16 protein-coding genes are annotated in these 17,665 nt (G+C 36.3%); 7 read left to right on the forward strand and 9 right to left on the reverse strand.

What is annotated here, in order from left to right; translation table 11 throughout:
• Window positions 1-29 precede the first annotated feature (29 nt).
• The 5 genes from clpB to SYN6308_RS09630 all read right to left on the reverse strand — a co-directional run bounded on the left by clpB (window position 30) and on the right by SYN6308_RS09630 (window position 5,134).
• Window positions 30-2,660, reverse strand: coding sequence for an ATP-dependent chaperone ClpB (gene clpB / locus SYN6308_RS09610; protein WP_017294228.1), 2,631 nt, complete (start codon window positions 2,658-2,660; stop codon window positions 30-32).
• A gap of 329 nt (window positions 2,661-2,989) precedes the next feature.
• On the reverse strand, window positions 2,990-3,211 hold the full coding sequence (locus SYN6308_RS09615) for a type II toxin-antitoxin system HicA family toxin (protein WP_026102003.1): 222 nt from the start codon (window positions 3,209-3,211) through the stop codon (window positions 2,990-2,992).
• Window positions 3,204-3,428, reverse strand: coding sequence for a type II toxin-antitoxin system HicB family antitoxin (locus SYN6308_RS09620; protein ID WP_017294230.1), 225 nt, complete (start codon window positions 3,426-3,428; stop codon window positions 3,204-3,206). Before SYN6308_RS09620 ends, SYN6308_RS09615 begins: the two co-directional genes overlap by 8 nt.
• A 172-nt stretch (window positions 3,429-3,600) precedes the next feature.
• The gene (locus SYN6308_RS09625) at window positions 3,601-3,813 is read right to left on the reverse strand and encodes a type II toxin-antitoxin system HicB family antitoxin (protein ID WP_017294231.1); all 213 of its coding nucleotides are present in this window, start codon (window positions 3,811-3,813) and stop codon (window positions 3,601-3,603) included.
• A gap of 232 nt (window positions 3,814-4,045) precedes the next feature.
• Window positions 4,046-5,134, reverse strand: a complete 1,089-nt coding sequence (locus tag SYN6308_RS09630) for a pentapeptide repeat-containing protein (protein WP_017294232.1) — start codon at window positions 5,132-5,134, stop codon at window positions 4,046-4,048.
• A 310-nt stretch (window positions 5,135-5,444) separates the two neighbouring features.
• Between SYN6308_RS09630 and SYN6308_RS09635 the strand changes: the two genes are divergently transcribed.
• The gene (locus tag SYN6308_RS09635) at window positions 5,445-6,434 is read left to right on the forward strand and encodes an aspartate carbamoyltransferase catalytic subunit (RefSeq protein WP_017294233.1); all 990 of its coding nucleotides are present in this window, start codon (window positions 5,445-5,447) and stop codon (window positions 6,432-6,434) included.
• A gap of 160 nt (window positions 6,435-6,594) precedes the next feature.
• On the opposite strand, the gene SYN6308_RS09640 is transcribed toward SYN6308_RS09635, so the two are convergent.
• On the reverse strand, window positions 6,595-8,754 hold the full coding sequence (locus tag SYN6308_RS09640) for a lytic transglycosylase domain-containing protein (RefSeq protein WP_017294234.1): 2,160 nt from the start codon (window positions 8,752-8,754) through the stop codon (window positions 6,595-6,597).
• 225 nt (window positions 8,755-8,979) lie between these two features.
• Here SYN6308_RS09640 and SYN6308_RS09645 point away from each other — a divergent pair, with 225 nt between their 5' ends.
• On the forward strand, window positions 8,980-9,225 hold the full coding sequence (locus tag SYN6308_RS09645; protein ID WP_017294235.1) for a hypothetical protein: 246 nt from the start codon (window positions 8,980-8,982) through the stop codon (window positions 9,223-9,225).
• Between the two features lie 215 nt (window positions 9,226-9,440).
• On the opposite strand, the gene SYN6308_RS09650 is transcribed toward SYN6308_RS09645, so the two are convergent.
• Complete coding sequence (locus tag SYN6308_RS09650) at window positions 9,441-10,100, reverse strand: lysophospholipid acyltransferase family protein (RefSeq protein ID WP_017294236.1); 660 nt, start codon at window positions 10,098-10,100, stop codon at window positions 9,441-9,443.
• A gap of 71 nt (window positions 10,101-10,171) precedes the next feature.
• Between SYN6308_RS09650 and dacB the strand changes: the two genes are divergently transcribed.
• Window positions 10,172-11,062, forward strand: a complete 891-nt coding sequence (gene dacB / locus SYN6308_RS09655; protein ID WP_017294237.1) for a D-alanyl-D-alanine carboxypeptidase/D-alanyl-D-alanine endopeptidase — start codon at window positions 10,172-10,174, stop codon at window positions 11,060-11,062.
• A gap of 108 nt (window positions 11,063-11,170) precedes the next feature.
• Here the strand turns inward: dacB and folE are convergent, their stop codons facing one another.
• Together folE and SYN6308_RS09665 are read right to left on the reverse strand one after the other, a co-directional pair.
• Window positions 11,171-11,893, reverse strand: coding sequence for a GTP cyclohydrolase I FolE (gene folE / locus SYN6308_RS09660; RefSeq protein WP_017294238.1), 723 nt, complete (start codon window positions 11,891-11,893; stop codon window positions 11,171-11,173).
• 111 nt (window positions 11,894-12,004) lie between these two features.
• A complete protein-coding gene (locus SYN6308_RS09665; protein ID WP_017294239.1) occupies window positions 12,005-12,733 on the reverse strand; it encodes an SDR family oxidoreductase in 729 nt (242 codons plus the stop codon).
• Window positions 12,734-13,242: 509 nt separating this feature from the next.
• Between SYN6308_RS09665 and upp the strand changes: the two genes are divergently transcribed.
• The 4 genes from upp to SYN6308_RS09685 all read left to right on the forward strand — a co-directional run bounded on the left by upp (window position 13,243) and on the right by SYN6308_RS09685 (window position 17,639).
• The gene (gene upp / locus SYN6308_RS09670) at window positions 13,243-13,902 is read left to right on the forward strand and encodes a uracil phosphoribosyltransferase (protein WP_017294240.1); all 660 of its coding nucleotides are present in this window, start codon (window positions 13,243-13,245) and stop codon (window positions 13,900-13,902) included.
• Window positions 13,903-14,076: 174 nt separating this feature from the next.
• Window positions 14,077-14,361, forward strand: coding sequence for a hypothetical protein (locus SYN6308_RS09675; RefSeq protein WP_017294241.1), 285 nt, complete (start codon window positions 14,077-14,079; stop codon window positions 14,359-14,361).
• A gap of 105 nt (window positions 14,362-14,466) precedes the next feature.
• Window positions 14,467-15,921: a glycoside hydrolase family 13 protein gene (locus SYN6308_RS09680; protein ID WP_017294242.1), complete on the forward strand. Its 1,455-nt coding sequence runs from the start codon at window positions 14,467-14,469 to the stop codon at window positions 15,919-15,921.
• Window positions 15,922-16,052: 131 nt separating this feature from the next.
• Entirely contained in the window at window positions 16,053-17,639 is a 1,587-nt protein-coding gene (locus tag SYN6308_RS09685) for a type IV pilus twitching motility protein PilT (protein WP_017294243.1), read from the forward strand.
• The last annotated feature ends 26 nt before the right edge of the window (window positions 17,640-17,665 follow it).

Here is a 17,665-nt window from a genome sequence, read left to right on the forward strand (position 1 = left end):
TAAAATTATCGATACATAACGAGATTTTTCTATACTCCTGAATCTTTATCAAATACCAATCGATCGTCCTTTAGTGTTACCATTACTTTATCCCCTTCGGTGAAAGTATTTTCAAGAATTTTCGTGGCAAGGGGGTTTTCTAATTCCCTTTGAATAGCCCGTTTTAATGGACGTGCACCGTAAGTAGGATCATAACCCACATCCACAATATAGTCTTGTGCTTCGGGTGTGAGTTCGATCGAAATATTTTGTTCTGCTAGTAGTTTTTCTAACCTGACAAGCTGTAAAGTGACAATTTCCCGTAACTCCTCTTTCTTGAGTCCATGAAAAATGATTAAGTCATCGATACGATTGAGAAATTCAGGGCGAAAATGCTTGTTTAACGCCACTAAAACCTTCTCTTTCATGGCTTCATAGTTTTTATCATCCCCTGCCAACTTCAAAATATACTCACCGCCAAGGTTAGAAGTCATGACAATAATGGTATTGCGAAAATCCACCGTGCGCCCTTGACTGTCAGTAATTCTACCATCGTCTAACACTTGCAGAAGAATGTTAAACACGTCACGATGTGCTTTTTCTACCTCGTCAAGTAAGACAACGGAATAGGGGCGACGGCGTATAGCTTCCGATAATTGCCCTCCTTCTTCGTAACCTACATAACCGGGGGGCGCACCAATTAATCTTGATACTGCGTGTTTTTCCATGTACTCAGACATATCTATTCTGATCATAGCGTCTTCGGAGTCGAACAAAAAGGCGGCTAAAGCCCTTGCTAATTCGGTTTTTCCGACACCTGTAGGACCCATAAACAGGAATGAACCGATGGGACGACTAGGGTCTTTCATTCCCGCTCTAGCACGGCGTATGGCGGCAGAAACGATGGCTACGGCTTCATTTTGTCCGATAACTCGATCGTGCAGATGAGATTCTAATTGTAATAATTTTTGGCGCTCGGTTTCCAAAAGACGGTTAACGGGGATTCCCGTCCATCCTGCCACAATTTCCGCAATATCTGACTCTGTGACATCTTCCCTCAGCATGGCGTTTTCCTGAGATTGAATTTCGAGCAATTTCCCTTCTTTACTCTCAATATCTTGCTGTAATGTCTCTAATTTGCCATATTTTAACTGTGCCGCCGTGTTTAAATCGTATGCTCTTTCAGCCTGTTCAACTTGCAATCTTAGCTCTTTTTCTTCCTCTTTTAAGGCGTGAATTTCGTCTAATAATTCTTTTTCAATCAGCCATTGAGAGGATAATTCCCGTTGTTTGATTTGTAAATCGTCAATTTCTGCGGTGATGCGCTCTAAATTATCCTGCGCAGATTTATCATTTTTTTCCTCTCCTTGTAATGATAACTGCTCCATCTGCAATTGCATCAAACGTCGATCGAGTACTTCCAATTCAACGGGTTTCGAGGTGATTTCCATTTTCAACTTAGCGGCGGCTTCATCCACTAAATCAATGGCTTTGTCAGGTAAAAATCGCCCCGTAATATAACGATGAGATAAAGTTGCCGCCGCAATCAAAGCAGAATCCGTAATTTTCACCCCGTGATGAACTTCGTAACGCTCCTTTAAACCCCGTAAAATGGAGATGGTATCCTCAACGCTAGGCTCTTTGATATACACTTGTTGGAAACGTCTTTCAAGAGCAGGGTCTTTTTCGATGTGTTTACGGTATTCATCAAGGGTACTCGCCCCGATACAACGCAATTCACCCCTTGCCAATAAAGGTTTAAGCAGGTTTCCTGCATCCATTGCGCCTCCTTCCCTTGAACCTGCACCCACTACGGTATGAAGTTCATCGATAAATAAAATTATCTGTCCATCGGAATTTATCACCTCTTTTAATACCGATCGAAGTCTCTCCTCAAATTGTCCTCGATATTTAGCACCAGCGATTAAACTACCCATATCAAGGGAAATTAATTGACGATTTTTCAAAGATTCTGGCACATCTCCGTTAACAATTCTTTGGGCTAAACCTTCTGCGATCGCAGTTTTACCCACCCCTGGCTCACCAATTAACACGGGGTTATTTTTCGATCGTCTTGACAATACTTGAATAACACGTCTTACCTCATCATCCCTACCGATAACAGGATCAAGTTTGCCCTCTTTGGCTTCTTCCGTCAAATCTCGCCCAAATTTGGTTAAAGGAGGCTCTTTTTCGATAGTTTCTTCAGGCTCACTGGTTTGGGCTTCTTCTTTCTCAATTTTGAGTTTAAAATCTTTAATTTTAATTTGAAAATCTTGAGGATCAATATTGAAACTTTTAAGAGTTTTTTTGCCTATACGTTGATCATCAGAAAAGGCGACTAATAAATGAGAAATGCCGATAAATTCATCCTGCCAACTTTCTCGACAAATTTCCGCCCTATCCAACATGGAATCTAAACTACGTCCTAAGTATAACTGATTGACGCTAAACATTCTCGGTTGACGGGTGGCAAATGTCTGTAATTGCTTATTTAAAAGGTTTATATCAATATTGGCTTGACTAAAAATTTTTGTGGCGATCGTATTTTCTTCTAATAAGGCTAGTATTAAATGTTCTACTTCTAAGTTTTGGTTTTTTAACTCTTTACAAATATCTTGCGATCGCACTACGGCATCCCAAGCAATTTCAGTAAACTTATTCGGATCGGTTGGTTGCATTTTATCTCATCTATTAGTTATCTCATCTTAATTATTAATCTTTTTTAACAAAATGTCATTAATTAGGGTTTGCTGAAAAAGTCTTTTGATGGGGATAGGTGTCAGGTGTCAGGTATCAGGTATCAGGTTAAAGAATGAAAAATAAAGGTTTTCAGATTATACAAAGTACAGGGGAAAACCTTATTACTTCAAAAAAATAAGGTTAAAAATGCTTGATTTTCTCGTAAAAATTGCTAAAACTGTTCTGCTTTTGAAAAGGGAAATCAAGAAGTAAAAGAAGGCAAAGTTAAAAACTGGCGAGACATTAGAAAGTTATAATATAGCTCTAGTTATAACTCAAATTCTTTTCTAGGTATTTGAGATTGACGAATAATAGATTGAAGTGTGCCTATTTTAATCGTGTCATGATTCGGTATTGGAACAGTTATAGTACCATTTTCTACGGTTTTTTGCATTATGATATGACTGCCTTTCTGACGTATTTGCTGAAATCCATATTTTGCCAAAATTCGACAGACTTCTTTCCCCGAAAGTATGCGTAATTTACCCAACAGCAACCTCCAAACGAGTTATATAAATCTCATTATGTAATCTTGTTTCTATTTCTTGAGAAGATGCGGTTTCAAAGAATAATTCTAAGGCTTCTTTAAGGTTATTTCTAGCTTCTTCAATGGTATCACCTTGACTAGCAATATCTAATTCAGGGCAAAGGGATACATAACCATCTCCCTCTTTTTCAATAATTGCTGTTAGTTGTTGATATTTCATCCTTTCGTATTGAATTGCTTAATTTATCCTAATGATAAGCTATTTTAGGTTCGATCGAAATATGCTATCGTAAAGATACGAATGTCAAATTAATGTATTAAGAATATCTTGTTTTGTTACGTTTTTATGACGAGCAACGCTATTCAGAATAGAGTTTAAAGTCTTGGTATTTTCATTGAATAACTAGAGTTTCATTTTTAACTAAATGTAATTTTACAATGGGAATAAATGTTTTATCGAAGTAAAAAGCCTTCACTGCTTCTGTAATATTTTCCTTTAATTCTTCCCAACTATCTCCTTCGGTGAAAATATCTTCACTCAGACATTCTGCAATAAATCCACCGTCATCTTCTTGATTGATTTCAAATACGATCGTCTCTCTCATGGTTAATTATTTTCCATCATTGATTGACATTGTAACTATTATTTAACTATATTTAATTTTTATTCTGATCATAATAACTTATTTCATACAAAAAAGTTAATGAAAGCTAATTTGTCTGTGGTTTGCCAATAAATATAGTCATTCCAAGCATTTTCTGCCCATGAGAGTTCGATCGTGAAACGGCACTGTGCGATCGCACTGAAAAGTTTAAAACGATCGAATTAACCCTTACTTAATGCACGATCGCACCATCTTTAATTAACTGTTTTTTTGTATCTTCATCTAAACCTGAATTAGAGGAAAAAATCGCTTTTTTAACAATAGTTTGACCTAAGCTAGTATTTTGTAAATTAGTATTAGTTAAATTAGCATAGCTAAGATTCGCACCAATAGCATTAGCTAGGGCTAAACTAGCATTTTGTAAACTAGCATTTTGTAAATTTGCACCCTCTAAATATGCTCCACTTAAATCCGCACCATTGAGCTTAATATGGTTTAAATTAGCTTCACTAAAATCCGTATCTGTTAAGTCTGCACCTCTTAAATTACCATAAGAAAAATTACTACTACTTAAATTTAAACCACTTAAATTAACTCCTGTTAAATCTCCTCCTGCAAAATCAGTTAAGGGATTTAATCCTGCTATTTCCGCTAATTCTGTAAAATTATCTTTTTGACTTCGATAAATAAATTGAATAATTTTTTTCAATGATTTACTATCTTCTACCAAAATATTGTCTTTATTTTCATGACATAAACTAGGAGAATTTATTCCGTCTTGAGATTGAAAAATCGTTTTACTGATATAAGGTTTTAAGTAAATTTTTTCAATAAATTCCGCTAATTTTCTCTCTAAAACTGCGTGTTTATTAGGAGTAATATCATGAAGCCATAATCCTTCAATATCTGTTAAAAAAATATCTGCTTTTTTTGCAATAATTTGGGCGGTTAATTCATGGGGTGAATCTTTAACTTCCACTACCCCTAATTTAACATTGGATAAATTATCTTGAAGAAATTTTTGCTCTGGTGTGTGCTTAATTATCCATGTAGGTTGTGCTGAAAAAACTGAGTCAACTAATTTAATTAAAGGGGAATTTATTTGACTTTTTTCGACTAATGTGATATTATTTAATTCTAAAATTAATAAGCTCGATCGAAGGCTAAATTTAACTTTTCCTTCTAAGATTTCCTCTTCTTGTTGACTGAATTTAAGATTAAGATATAACTCAAATTGATTGCTAGTATTTTCTTTAGGAATAACGCTTAATTCCATTAAAACGCAATCGGGACATTGATTGTGGGATTCTAATAATTGCATGAAAACTATTTAAAATAAAAGATAAAATTAATCTAGTGAATTTGTGATTATTGATTAGGATTTGTTGAATAAGGATAAAAAATAAGGTTGAATAAATACTATGTTAGTAAAAAAAAGAATTGTGACTAAGTACTTTAATCTATAAGTATTTTAGCTAAAACCTATCAATCTCTTATTATCAAACTATAGAATATCATCTCAGGGTATGATAGTTAAGGCAAAATCTCTAAAATGTTATCCATTCCATCCGGATAAGATTAGGGGAAAAATGCTTAATATTATCTTATCAAACCTTCTCAAATCATAGAAAATGACTGCTACATCTTGGACACGAAAACATATTATATCCTTAGAAGACTTTTCGATCGAGGAGTATAACACCGTTTTAACTACCGCTTCTAGTTTTAAAGATGTTTTACAGAGTCGCACAAAAAAAGTTCCCGCATTACAAGGGCAAGTTGTAGCTAATATGTTTTTTGAACCTTCTACTCGCACTCGTAGTAGTTTTGAACTAGCCGCCAAAAGACTCTCCGCAGATATATTAAACTTTGCGCCCAGCACTTCATCTTTAACCAAAGGAGAGACAATTTTAGATACAGCCAAAACCTATCTGGCAATGGGAGCGAATATCATGGTAATTCGTCATAGTCAATCAGGAGTGCCCTTAAATATTGCCTTAGAAATGGATAGATTGCAGTCTGGGGTAAGCATTTTCAACGGCGGTGACGGTTTACATCAACACCCCTCCCAAGGATTACTAGATTTGTTTACCATTTGCTCATCTTTAGAGAGTAAAAACCCTCAAATTTCCTTATTAAAAGACAAAAAAATCGCCATTGTCGGGGATATTCTTCATTCTAGGGTAGCTCGTTCTAATATCAACAGTTTACTCGCTAGTGGTGCGCAAGTTCATTTAGCTTCTTCTCCCACTCTGTTACCCTCCCTATTTGCTGATATTGTTGAGGATAAATATAAGGATAGATTATTTTTGCATTGGCACTTAAAACCAGCTTTAGAAAATGCCGATTTTGTCATGACTTTAAGATTACAGAAAGAACGCATGACAGATTATTTATTACCCAGTCTTAGAGAGTATCATCAATTGTTCGGAATTACCCTCGATCGATTACAATGGTGTAAACCAGAAGTTAAAGTATTACATCCCGGACCTGTAAATAGAGGAGTTGAGATAAGTTCAGAATTAATGGATGATCCTAACTATAGCTTAATTTCCGATCAAGTCACCAATGGAGTTGCCGTGCGCATGGCGTTATTATACCTCATCGGCAACTCAAAATAGTTTTTTGGTGAAGTTAGAAGACTCTTAAGACTAGAAGATAATTGATAATTGATAATTGATAATTGTTAATTCTTAATTCTTAACTCTTAATTTTTAATTCTTAACTCTTAATTTTTAATTCTTAATTCTTAATTCTTAATTCTTAATTCTTAATTCTCCATTAATTTTCAATTCTTTCCTGTATTTGAGGATCGTACAATTCGACATAATTCCAGTAATTGCCGAAAACTGTCTCGATATAACCTTTAGTTTCTGGGAAGGGGATATTTTCCACAAATTCGTCAAAATCATCCAAACTATAACGTTTTAACCAGTTTGCCACATTTCCAGGTCCTGCGTTGTAACTAGCAACAGCAAGTAAAGAGTTACCATTATAGGTTTCGTGGGTATGGTTTAAGTACCATGTTCCCATCTTAATATTATCATTAGGATCGGTGAGAGAATATTCTTTAATGCCGATTTGGGGTGCAATCCATTTTCCCGTGTCGGGCATAATCTGCATTAATCCCGTGGCGCCGACGGGAGATTTAATTTCTTTCTCAAATCTCGACTCTTGACGAATCAGCGACACTACCAAAAAGGGATTTAATTTTCTTTCCGTTGACCATTTTACGATTAAATCTTCATAATGGAAGGGAAATAAACCATACCAATATTCTGGACTATTACGCAAGATTCGCCATTCTTGATAATCTTCGGGGTTATCTCGACGATTTTTTAAACTCCAAATAGTATTAATTCCTTGTAAATTTTTACCTTGAATTTGTTGAATCAATCCTTGAATAAATTGTTCTGATACCGTTACTTCTGGTTTATTGCCTATTTCCCCTCTAAATAAGTCGATGGCTTCTTGATTTTCTCCTAATAAAAACAACTCTTTAAACATATTTGAACCTGCAGGAGGGATCGATCGAGCTACGGGAGTTTCTACTTTTAATGGTAAACTGCGAATAGTGGTAAAATCTCCCACATCTTTACCTAATCGCACAGCCGATCGCCAAGCGTAGTATGAATGAGGGTGTTTATCTAAGACAAATTGAAAAGCCTTTTGGGCTTCTTCTGGTTGCCCTAATTTTTCTGCCCATTTTCCTACCCAAAACCCTGCTTTTGGTGCGACATCACTGTCTGGATTATTGACGCTAATTTGTTGCGCCCATTGCCAAGCGGAGACTAAATTATTTGCTCGTGCAAATTCTTGTGCTACTTGCCAACGATAATTCGCCGCCTCCTCAGAGTTAGGAAACTCTTGTAATAGTTGATTTCTGACTTGGGTTGCCTCTGGAAATCTTCCCAAGGCAGTTAAGATAGTGGCTTTTTGATTTAAGGCTTTAGGCGCTTCTTCTAAGAATCTTTTATCCACACGATTAAGGAAAGACAAGGCTTCATCTCCTTGTGTCATGGTTGCCAGTCTTCTTAAAGCTAACCCCGTATCGGGCGCATCAGGAAATTCATTAACCAATTTCAAATAAAAACTTTTTGCTTCTGTTGGTTTCTTTGATACTTGATAACCTCTAGCAATACGATATAAATGTTCGGGGGTAGAAGTGCCTTTTATATAGGCTTGGGAGGCTTGTAAAAAGTGATTATTTTGCCAATAATTTTGTCCTATTATATCCCATTGTTGCGGAGTTAATTCTTTGCCAAATTGCTTAACTAATGTGTCTAAATCTCCTTTAGTTTGAGGAGATAAATCATAGGTTGCTAATAATAATAATAAGTCTTTTTGATTGGGTTCTTTTTTTAATAATGTACGGACAATTTCATGAGTACGAGGATATTGAGGAAATCTTTTTATGGCTTCTTGCCAATAGTTTTGATCATAAGTACCAAGTTTATAATAGGCTTCGGCACTAACTAAATCTTCGGGAAATTCTGTTACTAATTTTAACCAAATTTCTTGGGCTTTTTCGGTGTCATTTGTTAACTCATAAGCTCTCCCTTGTCTTAATAAGATATAGGGTGCTAAAATAGGATATTCTTTCTCTAAATTTTTTAAATAATTTAAGGCTTTTGCACCATCAAAATCCCCTCTTAATATATCTGAAGCTAATAGAAATCTTGCTCTATTTCTGTCTAAAGATGGTTTCTCTTGATTGGCGATCGCCTCTAAAGCAGTTTGTCGATCGACAGGTGAAACATCTGCTAAGAGTAATACTTCAGAAGGTGCATCTAGTCTATACTCTACTGGCTCAGTTGTAACTATAACCCCCTCCAGAAGTTTAATGAGGGTGGGAGTTAATACCGTAGCGCCAACAATTCCAGTAAGGATAATTAATAAAGTGGGTATGGGTATTAGAGTTTTATTTTTTTTACTTTTCATTTATTCTCTGGATAAAAAATAATCATTAATTATGGAGATTTTCTTTGTTATTATAAACTAAGAGAATGTCAGTGTAGGTTACGATGGAATGAGTTTTATTTTTTAAATGGTAATTAATAATTTTCAAGTCCTGGCTATGGCTAAATTTAAGATTATCATAATTTACCTTAATTTGTTATAAAATTCTATTTTAAAATTTACTACTTAATTAATGATTAATAATTTATGCTAGAAAATACTCAATTTTTAACAGAAACAGAGTCGATCGAAGTAGAAAAAGCCCTATTAACTTCATCAGAAAAATTTTTAACTCGCCTCACTATTTCTTCTTTCAAATTATTGCAAATAATCGCTCAAGATTTAGAAATTTCTATAGAAAATTTAACCAGTGAGCAAATTATTTTATGGATGGAAAAAGATAGTAGAATTAAACGAGAAAAAGGGGAAGATCAAGGTATCCTTAAATGGTAATGGAGAAGGTCGAATGGAGAATGGAAAGTGGGATGTTATCAATAGTCTAACATGTAATAAATTAGACTACTAACAGAGATTGTTCAATAAATTGAACTCAAAATTGTTGAAAGTGCTTTAATTCCTAATTCTTAATTCTTAATTCTTAATTCCTAATTCTTAATTCTTAATTCTTAATTCCTAATTCTTAATTCTTAATTCTTAATTCTTAATTCTTAATTCTTAATTCTTAGGGTGTCATGGAGGGAATTAAGGGCATCGGCACATTCACGGGTGACGACTTCTAATACTTCTTTTTTTCCAGATACGGGAGGCTCGATAATATCCCCTATTTTGATATGAATATCGATCGATCGGGGAAATTTTTTGCCCGATTCAAGGATTTTCTCTGTACCATATAAACATACAGGCAATAAAGGAGCTTGTGCTTTTGATGCAATCAACGCAGCACCTAGTTTGGGGTCATGAACTCTGCCGTCACTCGTGCGTGTGCCTTCAATAAAAATCCCCGTTGCCCAACCTTCCTCCAGTCGAGAAATGGCTTGACGTATCGCTTTTCGATCGACACCTTCCCGATTAACAGGATAAGCGCCCAAAGCTGTGATAAGCTGTTTTAAACCATTTTTTGTAAATAATTCTTCCTTTGCCATGTAAGCAACAGGGCGTGTAATGGCCGCCGATACCAAAGGAGGATCAAAAACACTAGCATGATTACTCACTATAATTAACTTACCCTTGGGGGGAATTTTCTCTCTCCCCGTCACCTTACCTCGAAAATAAAGAGAAAAAACAGGATTCACCATAAACGATCGAACGAGATGATAAACTGTTGTTTTAGTTTTGATGATCTCTTGAGAGGGTTGATTTGTACTCATCCTTCTTTAAAAAATAAATATATTATTAAAATACGGAAAATCTAGTTATAGTTATGTCAAAAATTAATCTTATGCTAAAAAAGCCACAATTTATCTGTAGTTTATCCCTACTAACCTTATTATTATCGGTTTCTCCTGTTCGATCGCAAGGGGTTGAACCTACCCTCACCGATTATAATTACAATCAAGACTTTATTTCTATCCCCATAGAAGTCCAACCTCCAGAAAATAAACCTTCTACCACTAACGCTTGTAGTCCTTTCGTTGCACCTGCTATGGAAGCCATTATTAAACGCTACGGGGGAGGATGGGGTATTTTGGTACAAAAACTTTCTGATGGTGAAACTATCTATAATTATAATGCCGATCGAGGGTTTATCCCTGCCTCCAACATGAAAATTTTAACCACCGCAGCCGCTTTACAAAGACTTTCCCCTTCTACCACCATTAGCGCCAATAAATCCTTACAGGAATGGGTAGCCGTGACTAATTTAAGAAGTGATAATTATTACGCTGACACTCTACTTAAAAGAATCGGTGGAGGTGCAGTCGCAAAACAAATTTTAGCCCAATTAGGCATTAATCCTCAAGGCTTCCACTTTGCTGATGGTTCGGGATTATCTCGCCGTAACCTAGCCACACCAAGAGTTTTAGTCGATACTCTTAGGGTAATGTATTCCAATCCTCAAAGAGAAATCTTCTTCGCATCCTTACCCACCGCAGGAATTAGTGGCACATTGCGCAACCGCATGAAACAAACACCAGTACAAGGTCTTGTACACGCTAAAACTGGGACTTTAACAGGAGTTCGAGCTTTATCGGGTTATCTTGATCATTCTCAGTATGGTACTTTAGTGTTTAGTATTATTGCTAATCATCCTAATCAATCGGGTACGGCATTAGTACGCGCCATCGATGAAATGGTGATTACTCTTAATACTACAGCTAATTGTCAATATTAGAGAGAATGGAAAGTTCGTAGTAAGGGTTTTAACCCTTATTAAATAAACGGCTAAAGCCATTACTACAAACTAAACCAAACCTAAAAAAACCTTTTCATCACATCCTAGTTAAAGGAAACTGGGTTTATGACGGATTAAATTGAGAAACTCCTCTCTCGTTTTATTTTCTTCCTGAAATACGCCCAGCATGGCACTGGTGACAGTCCAAGAACCGGGTTTTTGTACTCCACGCATCACCATACACATATGACTTGCTTCCATGACAACGGCTACTCCTTGAGGATCAAGAATAGTTTGTACTGCTTCAGCAATTTGGCGAGTTAAACGCTCTTGAACTTGCAATCTTCTGGAATACATTTCGACAATTCGAGCTAATTTACTCAATCCCACAACTTTTTGGTTAGGAATATAAGCAACGTGCGCTCTCCCCATAAAAGGTAACATATGATGTTCACAAAGACTGAAAAAGTCTATATCTCTGACTAACACCATTTCGTTATGCCCTTCATCAAAAATAGCACCATTGACTAATTTTTCTAAGGATTGGCTATAACCTTGAGTTAAAAACTGCATGGCTTCGGCAACTCTTTTGGGGGTTTTTAGTAACCCTTCTCTTTCTGGGTCTTCTCCTACAGATTCAAGCATAACACGCACAGATTCCATCATTTGTTGTTTGTTTTCTTCCTGAGTGAGATGAATTTGTACTGCTTGTCCGTTATGGGTATTTCGATCGGGTCTAGTGGCTACGTTATTGTAAACTTCTGTAGTGATAGTGGAAGAAATATCAGGAGAAATTTTAGGAGAGTTAGAACCGTTGGAAAATTCTGTCATAGTTAAGTTAGTAAATTAGTTTAAGTTTTGGGTTGCCCCTTGAGATTTGAGTTACATCAACTAGAAAAGCTCAAGAAATGTAAACTTCAAGGAATTTAAAAATAAATTTATTTATAAGGCGCCGACACTGGGAGTAATGGTTAGTTGTTCAATGACTGCCTCTTGAGGTAATAATACGGTGTGTAAAATTGCTTGTGCTACGGTTTCTGGTTTGAGCATTGCCGATCGATTTAATTTTACCTTAACGGTGTCAGTATCCCAAATAGGGCTATTGACTGCCCCCGGTGAAATGGTAGTAACTCGAATACCGTTACTTCTTTCTTCTACCGCCAGACATTGACTAAAAGTGACTAAAGCCGATTTACTAATGGCATAAGCGCCCCATTCAGGAAAAGCATTGTCAGCGGCGATGGAAGCTACATTGACGATCGTTCCCTTACCCTGTGTCCGCATGGATGGTAAAACCCCCATTACACATTCAAAAACACTGGTTAAATTGAGATTTAACACTGTTTGCCAATCCTCTAAGGTAGTTTCTCTCAAAAAATTGGTATAACCGATTCCAGCATTATTAACTAAAATGTCAATACCATCCCATTCCTGCACGATCGACTGTACCGTCCTCCTTACTGTCGATACTTCACTTAGATCAGCAGAAACAGTCTTTACCTTTACCCCATATTCTTGTGCCTGACGGGCTACTTCTGTTAATTTATCTTGAGAACGACTAATTAAACATAAATCTATCCCAGAAGACGCAAAAGCTAAGGCTGTTGCTTTACCAATTCCACTACTAGCACCTGTTATAATTGCCCGTGGTTGATTTGGGGAAAATTCCATGATATATATTACTTTCTATTTTGAGTTTTTCCACTCTGTATAAAACTATTATACAGTGTTTCATTCTAATAATGTGAAGTTTTGTAACAAAAATCACCATCGTCATTATAACATGAGGTGTTAAGAGTTAGGAATTTAGAGCGAGGAGATAAAGGTAAAATCTATCTTAACCTGAGTGAACCATAAAATTTTCGGTGCTGTAAAGGTGTTAGGTGTCAGGTATTAGGTATTAGGTTAAAGAATTGACAAAAAATATATCTTAATTGATTTGTTTATGTTCAATTTTTTGATCGAATTATATCATCTTCTGAAAACTACACCTGAAACCTGCAACCTGCAACCTACCTAAATCAGACATTCTTGTATCGAACTGAGGTATCTTAGGGTGGAAAATATAAATTTCTGAACTTATTACTCAACTTCAGCAAGAAGTCTTATGATTTATCTAACCTCAAATACCTAACTCTTATATAATATCAATAGATAATGACATCACAGGGTTAAAGTTCATGCCTCCACAGTTAAGAATTTATGTGCCTCCTCATCCTTTAATTAAGCATTGGTTAGGGGTAGCCAGAGACAAAAATGCTCCCCCAACTCTCTTTAAAACTGCCATGGTAGAGTTAGGGCGTTGGTTAACCTATGAGACGATTCGAGAATGGTTGCCCACCCTAGAAACTGAAGTTGAAACTCCTTTGAGCATCGCTTCTGCTACTTTTATTTCTCCCGATACTTCGATCGTAACTATCCCCATTTTACGAGCAGGATTAACTCTTTGGGAAGGATGCCAAACATTATTACCCTTAGCTAAAACCTATCACTTAGGATTAGTTAGAAACGAGGAAACATTAGAAGCTAGTTGTTACCTCAATAAATTACCAAAAAAATTTGAACCTGATACTCGTATTTTAATTTTAGACCCTATGATAGCAACGGGGGGTTCTATTATGTTAGCTATGGAAGAAATTACTAAACGGGGTGGAAATCCTGATTTAACCCGTATTGTTTCCGTGGTAACAGCTCCTCCAGCCTTGCAAAAATTAAGTGCTAATTATCCTAGCTTAACTATTTATACCGCTATGATTGATGAAGAAATTAACGATCGTGGTTATATTGTACCCGGATTAGGGGATGCGGGCGATCGAGCTTTTGGTACATTAGATGATTAATGGTCAAAATATCAGTTTTTTATTATGAAATCTGTATATTTCTTCTAAATATGCAAAGATTTCTCAACATTTATTTTATTAACCTAAGACGCAAAAATCCTTGTCTTTGAGTTGAACAATATACATCCTATAATTAAGGAATCAGTTATTAACATTTGAAAATAAATAAATATTATGAGTGAAAAAGATAATTTCGGCGGTGGTTTTCTCTTAGGCACAATTATTGGCGGTGTCGTCGGTGGTATTATTGGTACTGTGATTGCTAATAAGAATAACAAAAAAAGCGAAAATTGGGAAGAAGAAATTAACCTTAAAAATTCTCAATATTCTAACTTTGATAGTGAAAAAATAGAACATAGTCGCATGAGTTTAGAAGAAAAAATTAATCAATTAAATAATGCGATCGATGATGTTAAAGTTAGTTTGATGAAAAATTCAGAAAAAGAAATTATAGATTAATTGGTATAACCTAAAAGGCTTTTAAATTAACTTTTTTATAATAAAATTAGACATCAATCATATTCAATATAATAAGGGTTTTAACCCTCACTATCAACAAATAAAATGAATATTCAAACACCAAATTGGGTTAAAGATGCTATTTTTTATCAGATATTTCCCGATCGATTTGCCCTAGGAAAACCACCAAAAAACTATCCCAATTATTGGCAACCATCGAACTTAGAATTATGGGAAAGTTTGCCTAATCTCCAGAAATATAAAGGCGGAAATTTCTGGGGAATCATCGATAAATTAGATTATTTACAAGATTTAGGTATCAATGCCATTTACTTTACTCCCGTTTTTCAATCCACCTGTAACCATCGTTATCATACCCATGATTATTACCAAATTGATCCCCTTTTAGGTGGTAATGATGCTTTTTTCCAATTCTTGAAACAAGCCCATAAACGAGATATTAAAGTCATCTTAGACGGAGTTTTTAACCATGTGGGTAGGGGCTTTTTCTTCTTCAATGATATTTTAGAAAATGGTACTCATTCTCCTTGGTTAGACTGGTTTAAAATTCAAGGTTGGCCTTTATCTGCCTATGATGGTTCGTATCCTGCTAATTATGTCAGTTGGGTGAATAATCGTGCTTTACCGCAATTCAATCATAGTAATCCTCAAGTTAAAGAATATATCATGCAGGTAGCGGAATATTGGCTTAATCAAGGTATTGATGGATGGCGTTTAGATGTACCTAATGAAGTTACCGAAGCAGGTTTTTGGCAGGAGTTTCGCACAAGGGTAAAAGCCATTAATCCTTCTGCTTATATTGTGGGGGAAATTTGGGTTGATGCCCGACAATGGTTAGATGGTAGTCAGTTTGACGGTGTAATGAACTATCTTTTCACTGCGCCTACCATGGCATTTTGTGGGGGCGATCGAATTTTGAGAGAATATGTTGAGATACCTCCCTATTACCCCTATCCTGCCATTAAAGCACAAGAATATCAAACAAAAATTGAAGAATTACTCAACTTATATGACTGGGAAATCACCTTAACTCAACTCAATTTATTAGCTAGTCACGACACTGCTAGGCTATTAACCATTGCAGGAGGAGACATTAAAACCGTAGAATTATGTACCTTGCTATTGTTAACTTTCCCCGGTGCGCCTAGTATTTATTATGGAGATGAAATAGGTTTAGAGGGTGGTTTAGACCCAGATTCAAGACGTAGTTTTCCTGACGCAAAATCATGGAATCAAGACTTATTAAGTTACCATAAAAAGTTAATTCAATTAAGACATCAATATCCTGCTTTAAGACGAGGAAAATATCAGGTGTTATTAGCGCGAGAAGATATTTATATCTTTAGTCGAACCCTAGATGATGAAACACTTATAGTCGCTATTAATACCGATATTCAACCTCAAGAAGTTACCTTAGAGTTCGATCGAACCCCCCAACAAATTCTCTTTGGTAAAGGCTCATTTTTACTGAATAATAGTGAAAAAAACCAAACTTTACATCTCACCTTAGCACCCCGTAGCGGTTTAATTTTTCTTTAACGAAATAGTGAAAATGGCTATTCCCTACTTGCTCTAAGGTAGTCAAAGTGTTCCTATCTTCATCCAGATTAAATTATTCCCTTTCTGAAAGTACAATAAGAATAACATCTTTTGAATAAGAGAAAATAGTTATGACCCAATCTTCCGAAAGACAGAAAAAACAACCTTTACCTGTACCTCCTTTAATTCCTCAAACTAAACCCCAAGGAACGACGGATATGGATGAAAGCACCAGAGTTAGCACTAATAGTCCTTTTCCCCCTCTACCAAAAGGCAATATTCCTCCTCTTAAAAATAAGATTCCCTCCCAAGGTTTTGATTTACCTAATTTTGATGATGATGACGATGACGAATTTGAACCTGAAGGCGCTACTCAAATTAATTTAGAGGTAGGTGTACCTCCCCTTGGAAAACGTCCCCCTTTAACTCCTCCTCCTCTTAGCTCTAAAGCACCTCCTACCTCACCATTAGGAGGAAAACGAACTTTGACTCCCCCCCCTCTAACTTCCAAAGGGAAACCGGGAGAAACCGATGTGCGTCGTGGTACATCAATGGATCGTCCTCCCGTGGCTCGATCGACCTCCCCCGGAGTTCCTCCTTTAAGAACTGGTCCTCAAGGTGGTATTCGTCCCATCGGTCCTAGTCGAGCCCCCGGACAACCCCCCCTTAGTGATTTAGTTAAATTTGCCTATGATAATGATTACTCTGATGTTCATTTAGGCGTGGGTGAATTACCTCGTATGCGCGATCGAGGTGAGATGATCGTTTTAGATCAATATCCCGAAATTGATCTCAATACCTTCATGAGTTGGTTACGAGAAATTATGCGAGAAGAAGAAATCCAAAAATTCAAAAAAGAATTAGAGTTTGACGGTGCTACTCAATATGAGTTTGCAAGGGTTCGGATTAACGTTTTTGATGCTTTAAATGGACCTGCTTTAGTTTTGCGATTGATTCCGTTGAAAATTTTAAGTATGGAACAGTTACGACTTCCTCCTATTTTCAGAGATGTTTGTGATGCCCATAAAGGATTAATTTTAATTACAGGTCCTACTGGTTCGGGTAAATCTACTACTTTAGCCGCCATGATTGACCATATTAATAGTGAACAACCTAAACATATTATTACGATCGAAGACCCTGTGGAATTTGTCCATAAAAGTCGCCGTGCGTTAATTAAACAAAGAGAAGTAGGTATGAATACCCTCAAGTTTGATAACGCCCTCAAAGCAGCTCTACGGGAAGACCCAGATATTATTCTTGTAGGTGAAATGCGAGACAAATCTACTGTAAACACTGCCCTTAAAGCCGCTCAAACAGGTCACTTGGTTATGGGAACATTACACACTAACAGCGCCATTAAAACTCTGGAACGTATTTTTACCCTCTACACCGCTGAAGAACAAACCGCCATTCGATCGGCTTTAGCAGAATCTTTAGTGGCAGTCATTGCTCAAGGATTGTGTCGTACTACGGATGGAAAACGAGCCGCCTATCATGATATTCTCATCAACACAGAAACCGTCAAAGATTACATTCTAGCCAATAAATATGAAGAAATTGGAATGTTGATGACTGATGGAGAATTTGACGGTATGATGACCATGAATAAATCCTTGTTTAATCTCTATCAAGATGGAAGAATTACCGAAGAAACTGCCTTAGAAAGATCACCTACCCGTAATGAAATGGCAATGATGCTACGAGGCAGAGTCTAACGATTAACAATTAACAATTAACAAAC

It is taken from the genome of Geminocystis herdmanii PCC 6308, from assembly GCF_000332235.1.
GTDB lineage: Bacteria > Cyanobacteriota > Cyanobacteriia > Cyanobacteriales > Cyanobacteriaceae > Geminocystis > Geminocystis herdmanii.

What these genes read in the sequence shown, in the direction of transcription:
- clpB (WP_017294228.1), bottom strand. Translation starts at nt 2,660, where the DNA reads ATGCAACCAACCGATCCGAATAAGTTTACTGAAATTGCTTGGGATGCC.
- SYN6308_RS09620 (WP_017294230.1), bottom strand. Translation starts at nt 3,428, where the DNA reads ATGAAATATCAACAACTAACAGCAATTATTGAAAAAGAGGGAGATGGT.
- SYN6308_RS09625 (WP_017294231.1), bottom strand. Translation starts at nt 3,813, where the DNA reads ATGAGAGAGACGATCGTATTTGAAATCAATCAAGAAGATGACGGTGGA.
- SYN6308_RS09630 (WP_017294232.1), bottom strand. Translation starts at nt 5,134, where the DNA reads ATGCAATTATTAGAATCCCACAATCAATGTCCCGATTGCGTTTTAATG.
- SYN6308_RS09635 (WP_017294233.1), top strand. Translation starts at nt 5,445, where the DNA reads ATGACTGCTACATCTTGGACACGAAAACATATTATATCCTTAGAAGAC.
- SYN6308_RS09640 (WP_017294234.1), bottom strand. Translation starts at nt 8,754, where the DNA reads ATGAAAAGTAAAAAAAATAAAACTCTAATACCCATACCCACTTTATTA.
- SYN6308_RS09645 (WP_017294235.1), top strand. Translation starts at nt 8,980, where the DNA reads ATGCTAGAAAATACTCAATTTTTAACAGAAACAGAGTCGATCGAAGTA.
- SYN6308_RS09650 (WP_017294236.1), bottom strand. Translation starts at nt 10,100, where the DNA reads ATGAGTACAAATCAACCCTCTCAAGAGATCATCAAAACTAAAACAACA.
- dacB (WP_017294237.1), top strand. Translation starts at nt 10,172, where the DNA reads ATGCTAAAAAAGCCACAATTTATCTGTAGTTTATCCCTACTAACCTTA.
- folE (WP_017294238.1), bottom strand. Translation starts at nt 11,893, where the DNA reads ATGACAGAATTTTCCAACGGTTCTAACTCTCCTAAAATTTCTCCTGAT.
- SYN6308_RS09665 (WP_017294239.1), bottom strand. Translation starts at nt 12,733, where the DNA reads ATGGAATTTTCCCCAAATCAACCACGGGCAATTATAACAGGTGCTAGT.
- upp (WP_017294240.1), top strand. Translation starts at nt 13,243, where the DNA reads ATGCCTCCACAGTTAAGAATTTATGTGCCTCCTCATCCTTTAATTAAG.
- SYN6308_RS09675 (WP_017294241.1), top strand. Translation starts at nt 14,077, where the DNA reads ATGAGTGAAAAAGATAATTTCGGCGGTGGTTTTCTCTTAGGCACAATT.
- SYN6308_RS09680 (WP_017294242.1), top strand. Translation starts at nt 14,467, where the DNA reads ATGAATATTCAAACACCAAATTGGGTTAAAGATGCTATTTTTTATCAG.
- SYN6308_RS09685 (WP_017294243.1), top strand. Translation starts at nt 16,053, where the DNA reads ATGACCCAATCTTCCGAAAGACAGAAAAAACAACCTTTACCTGTACCT.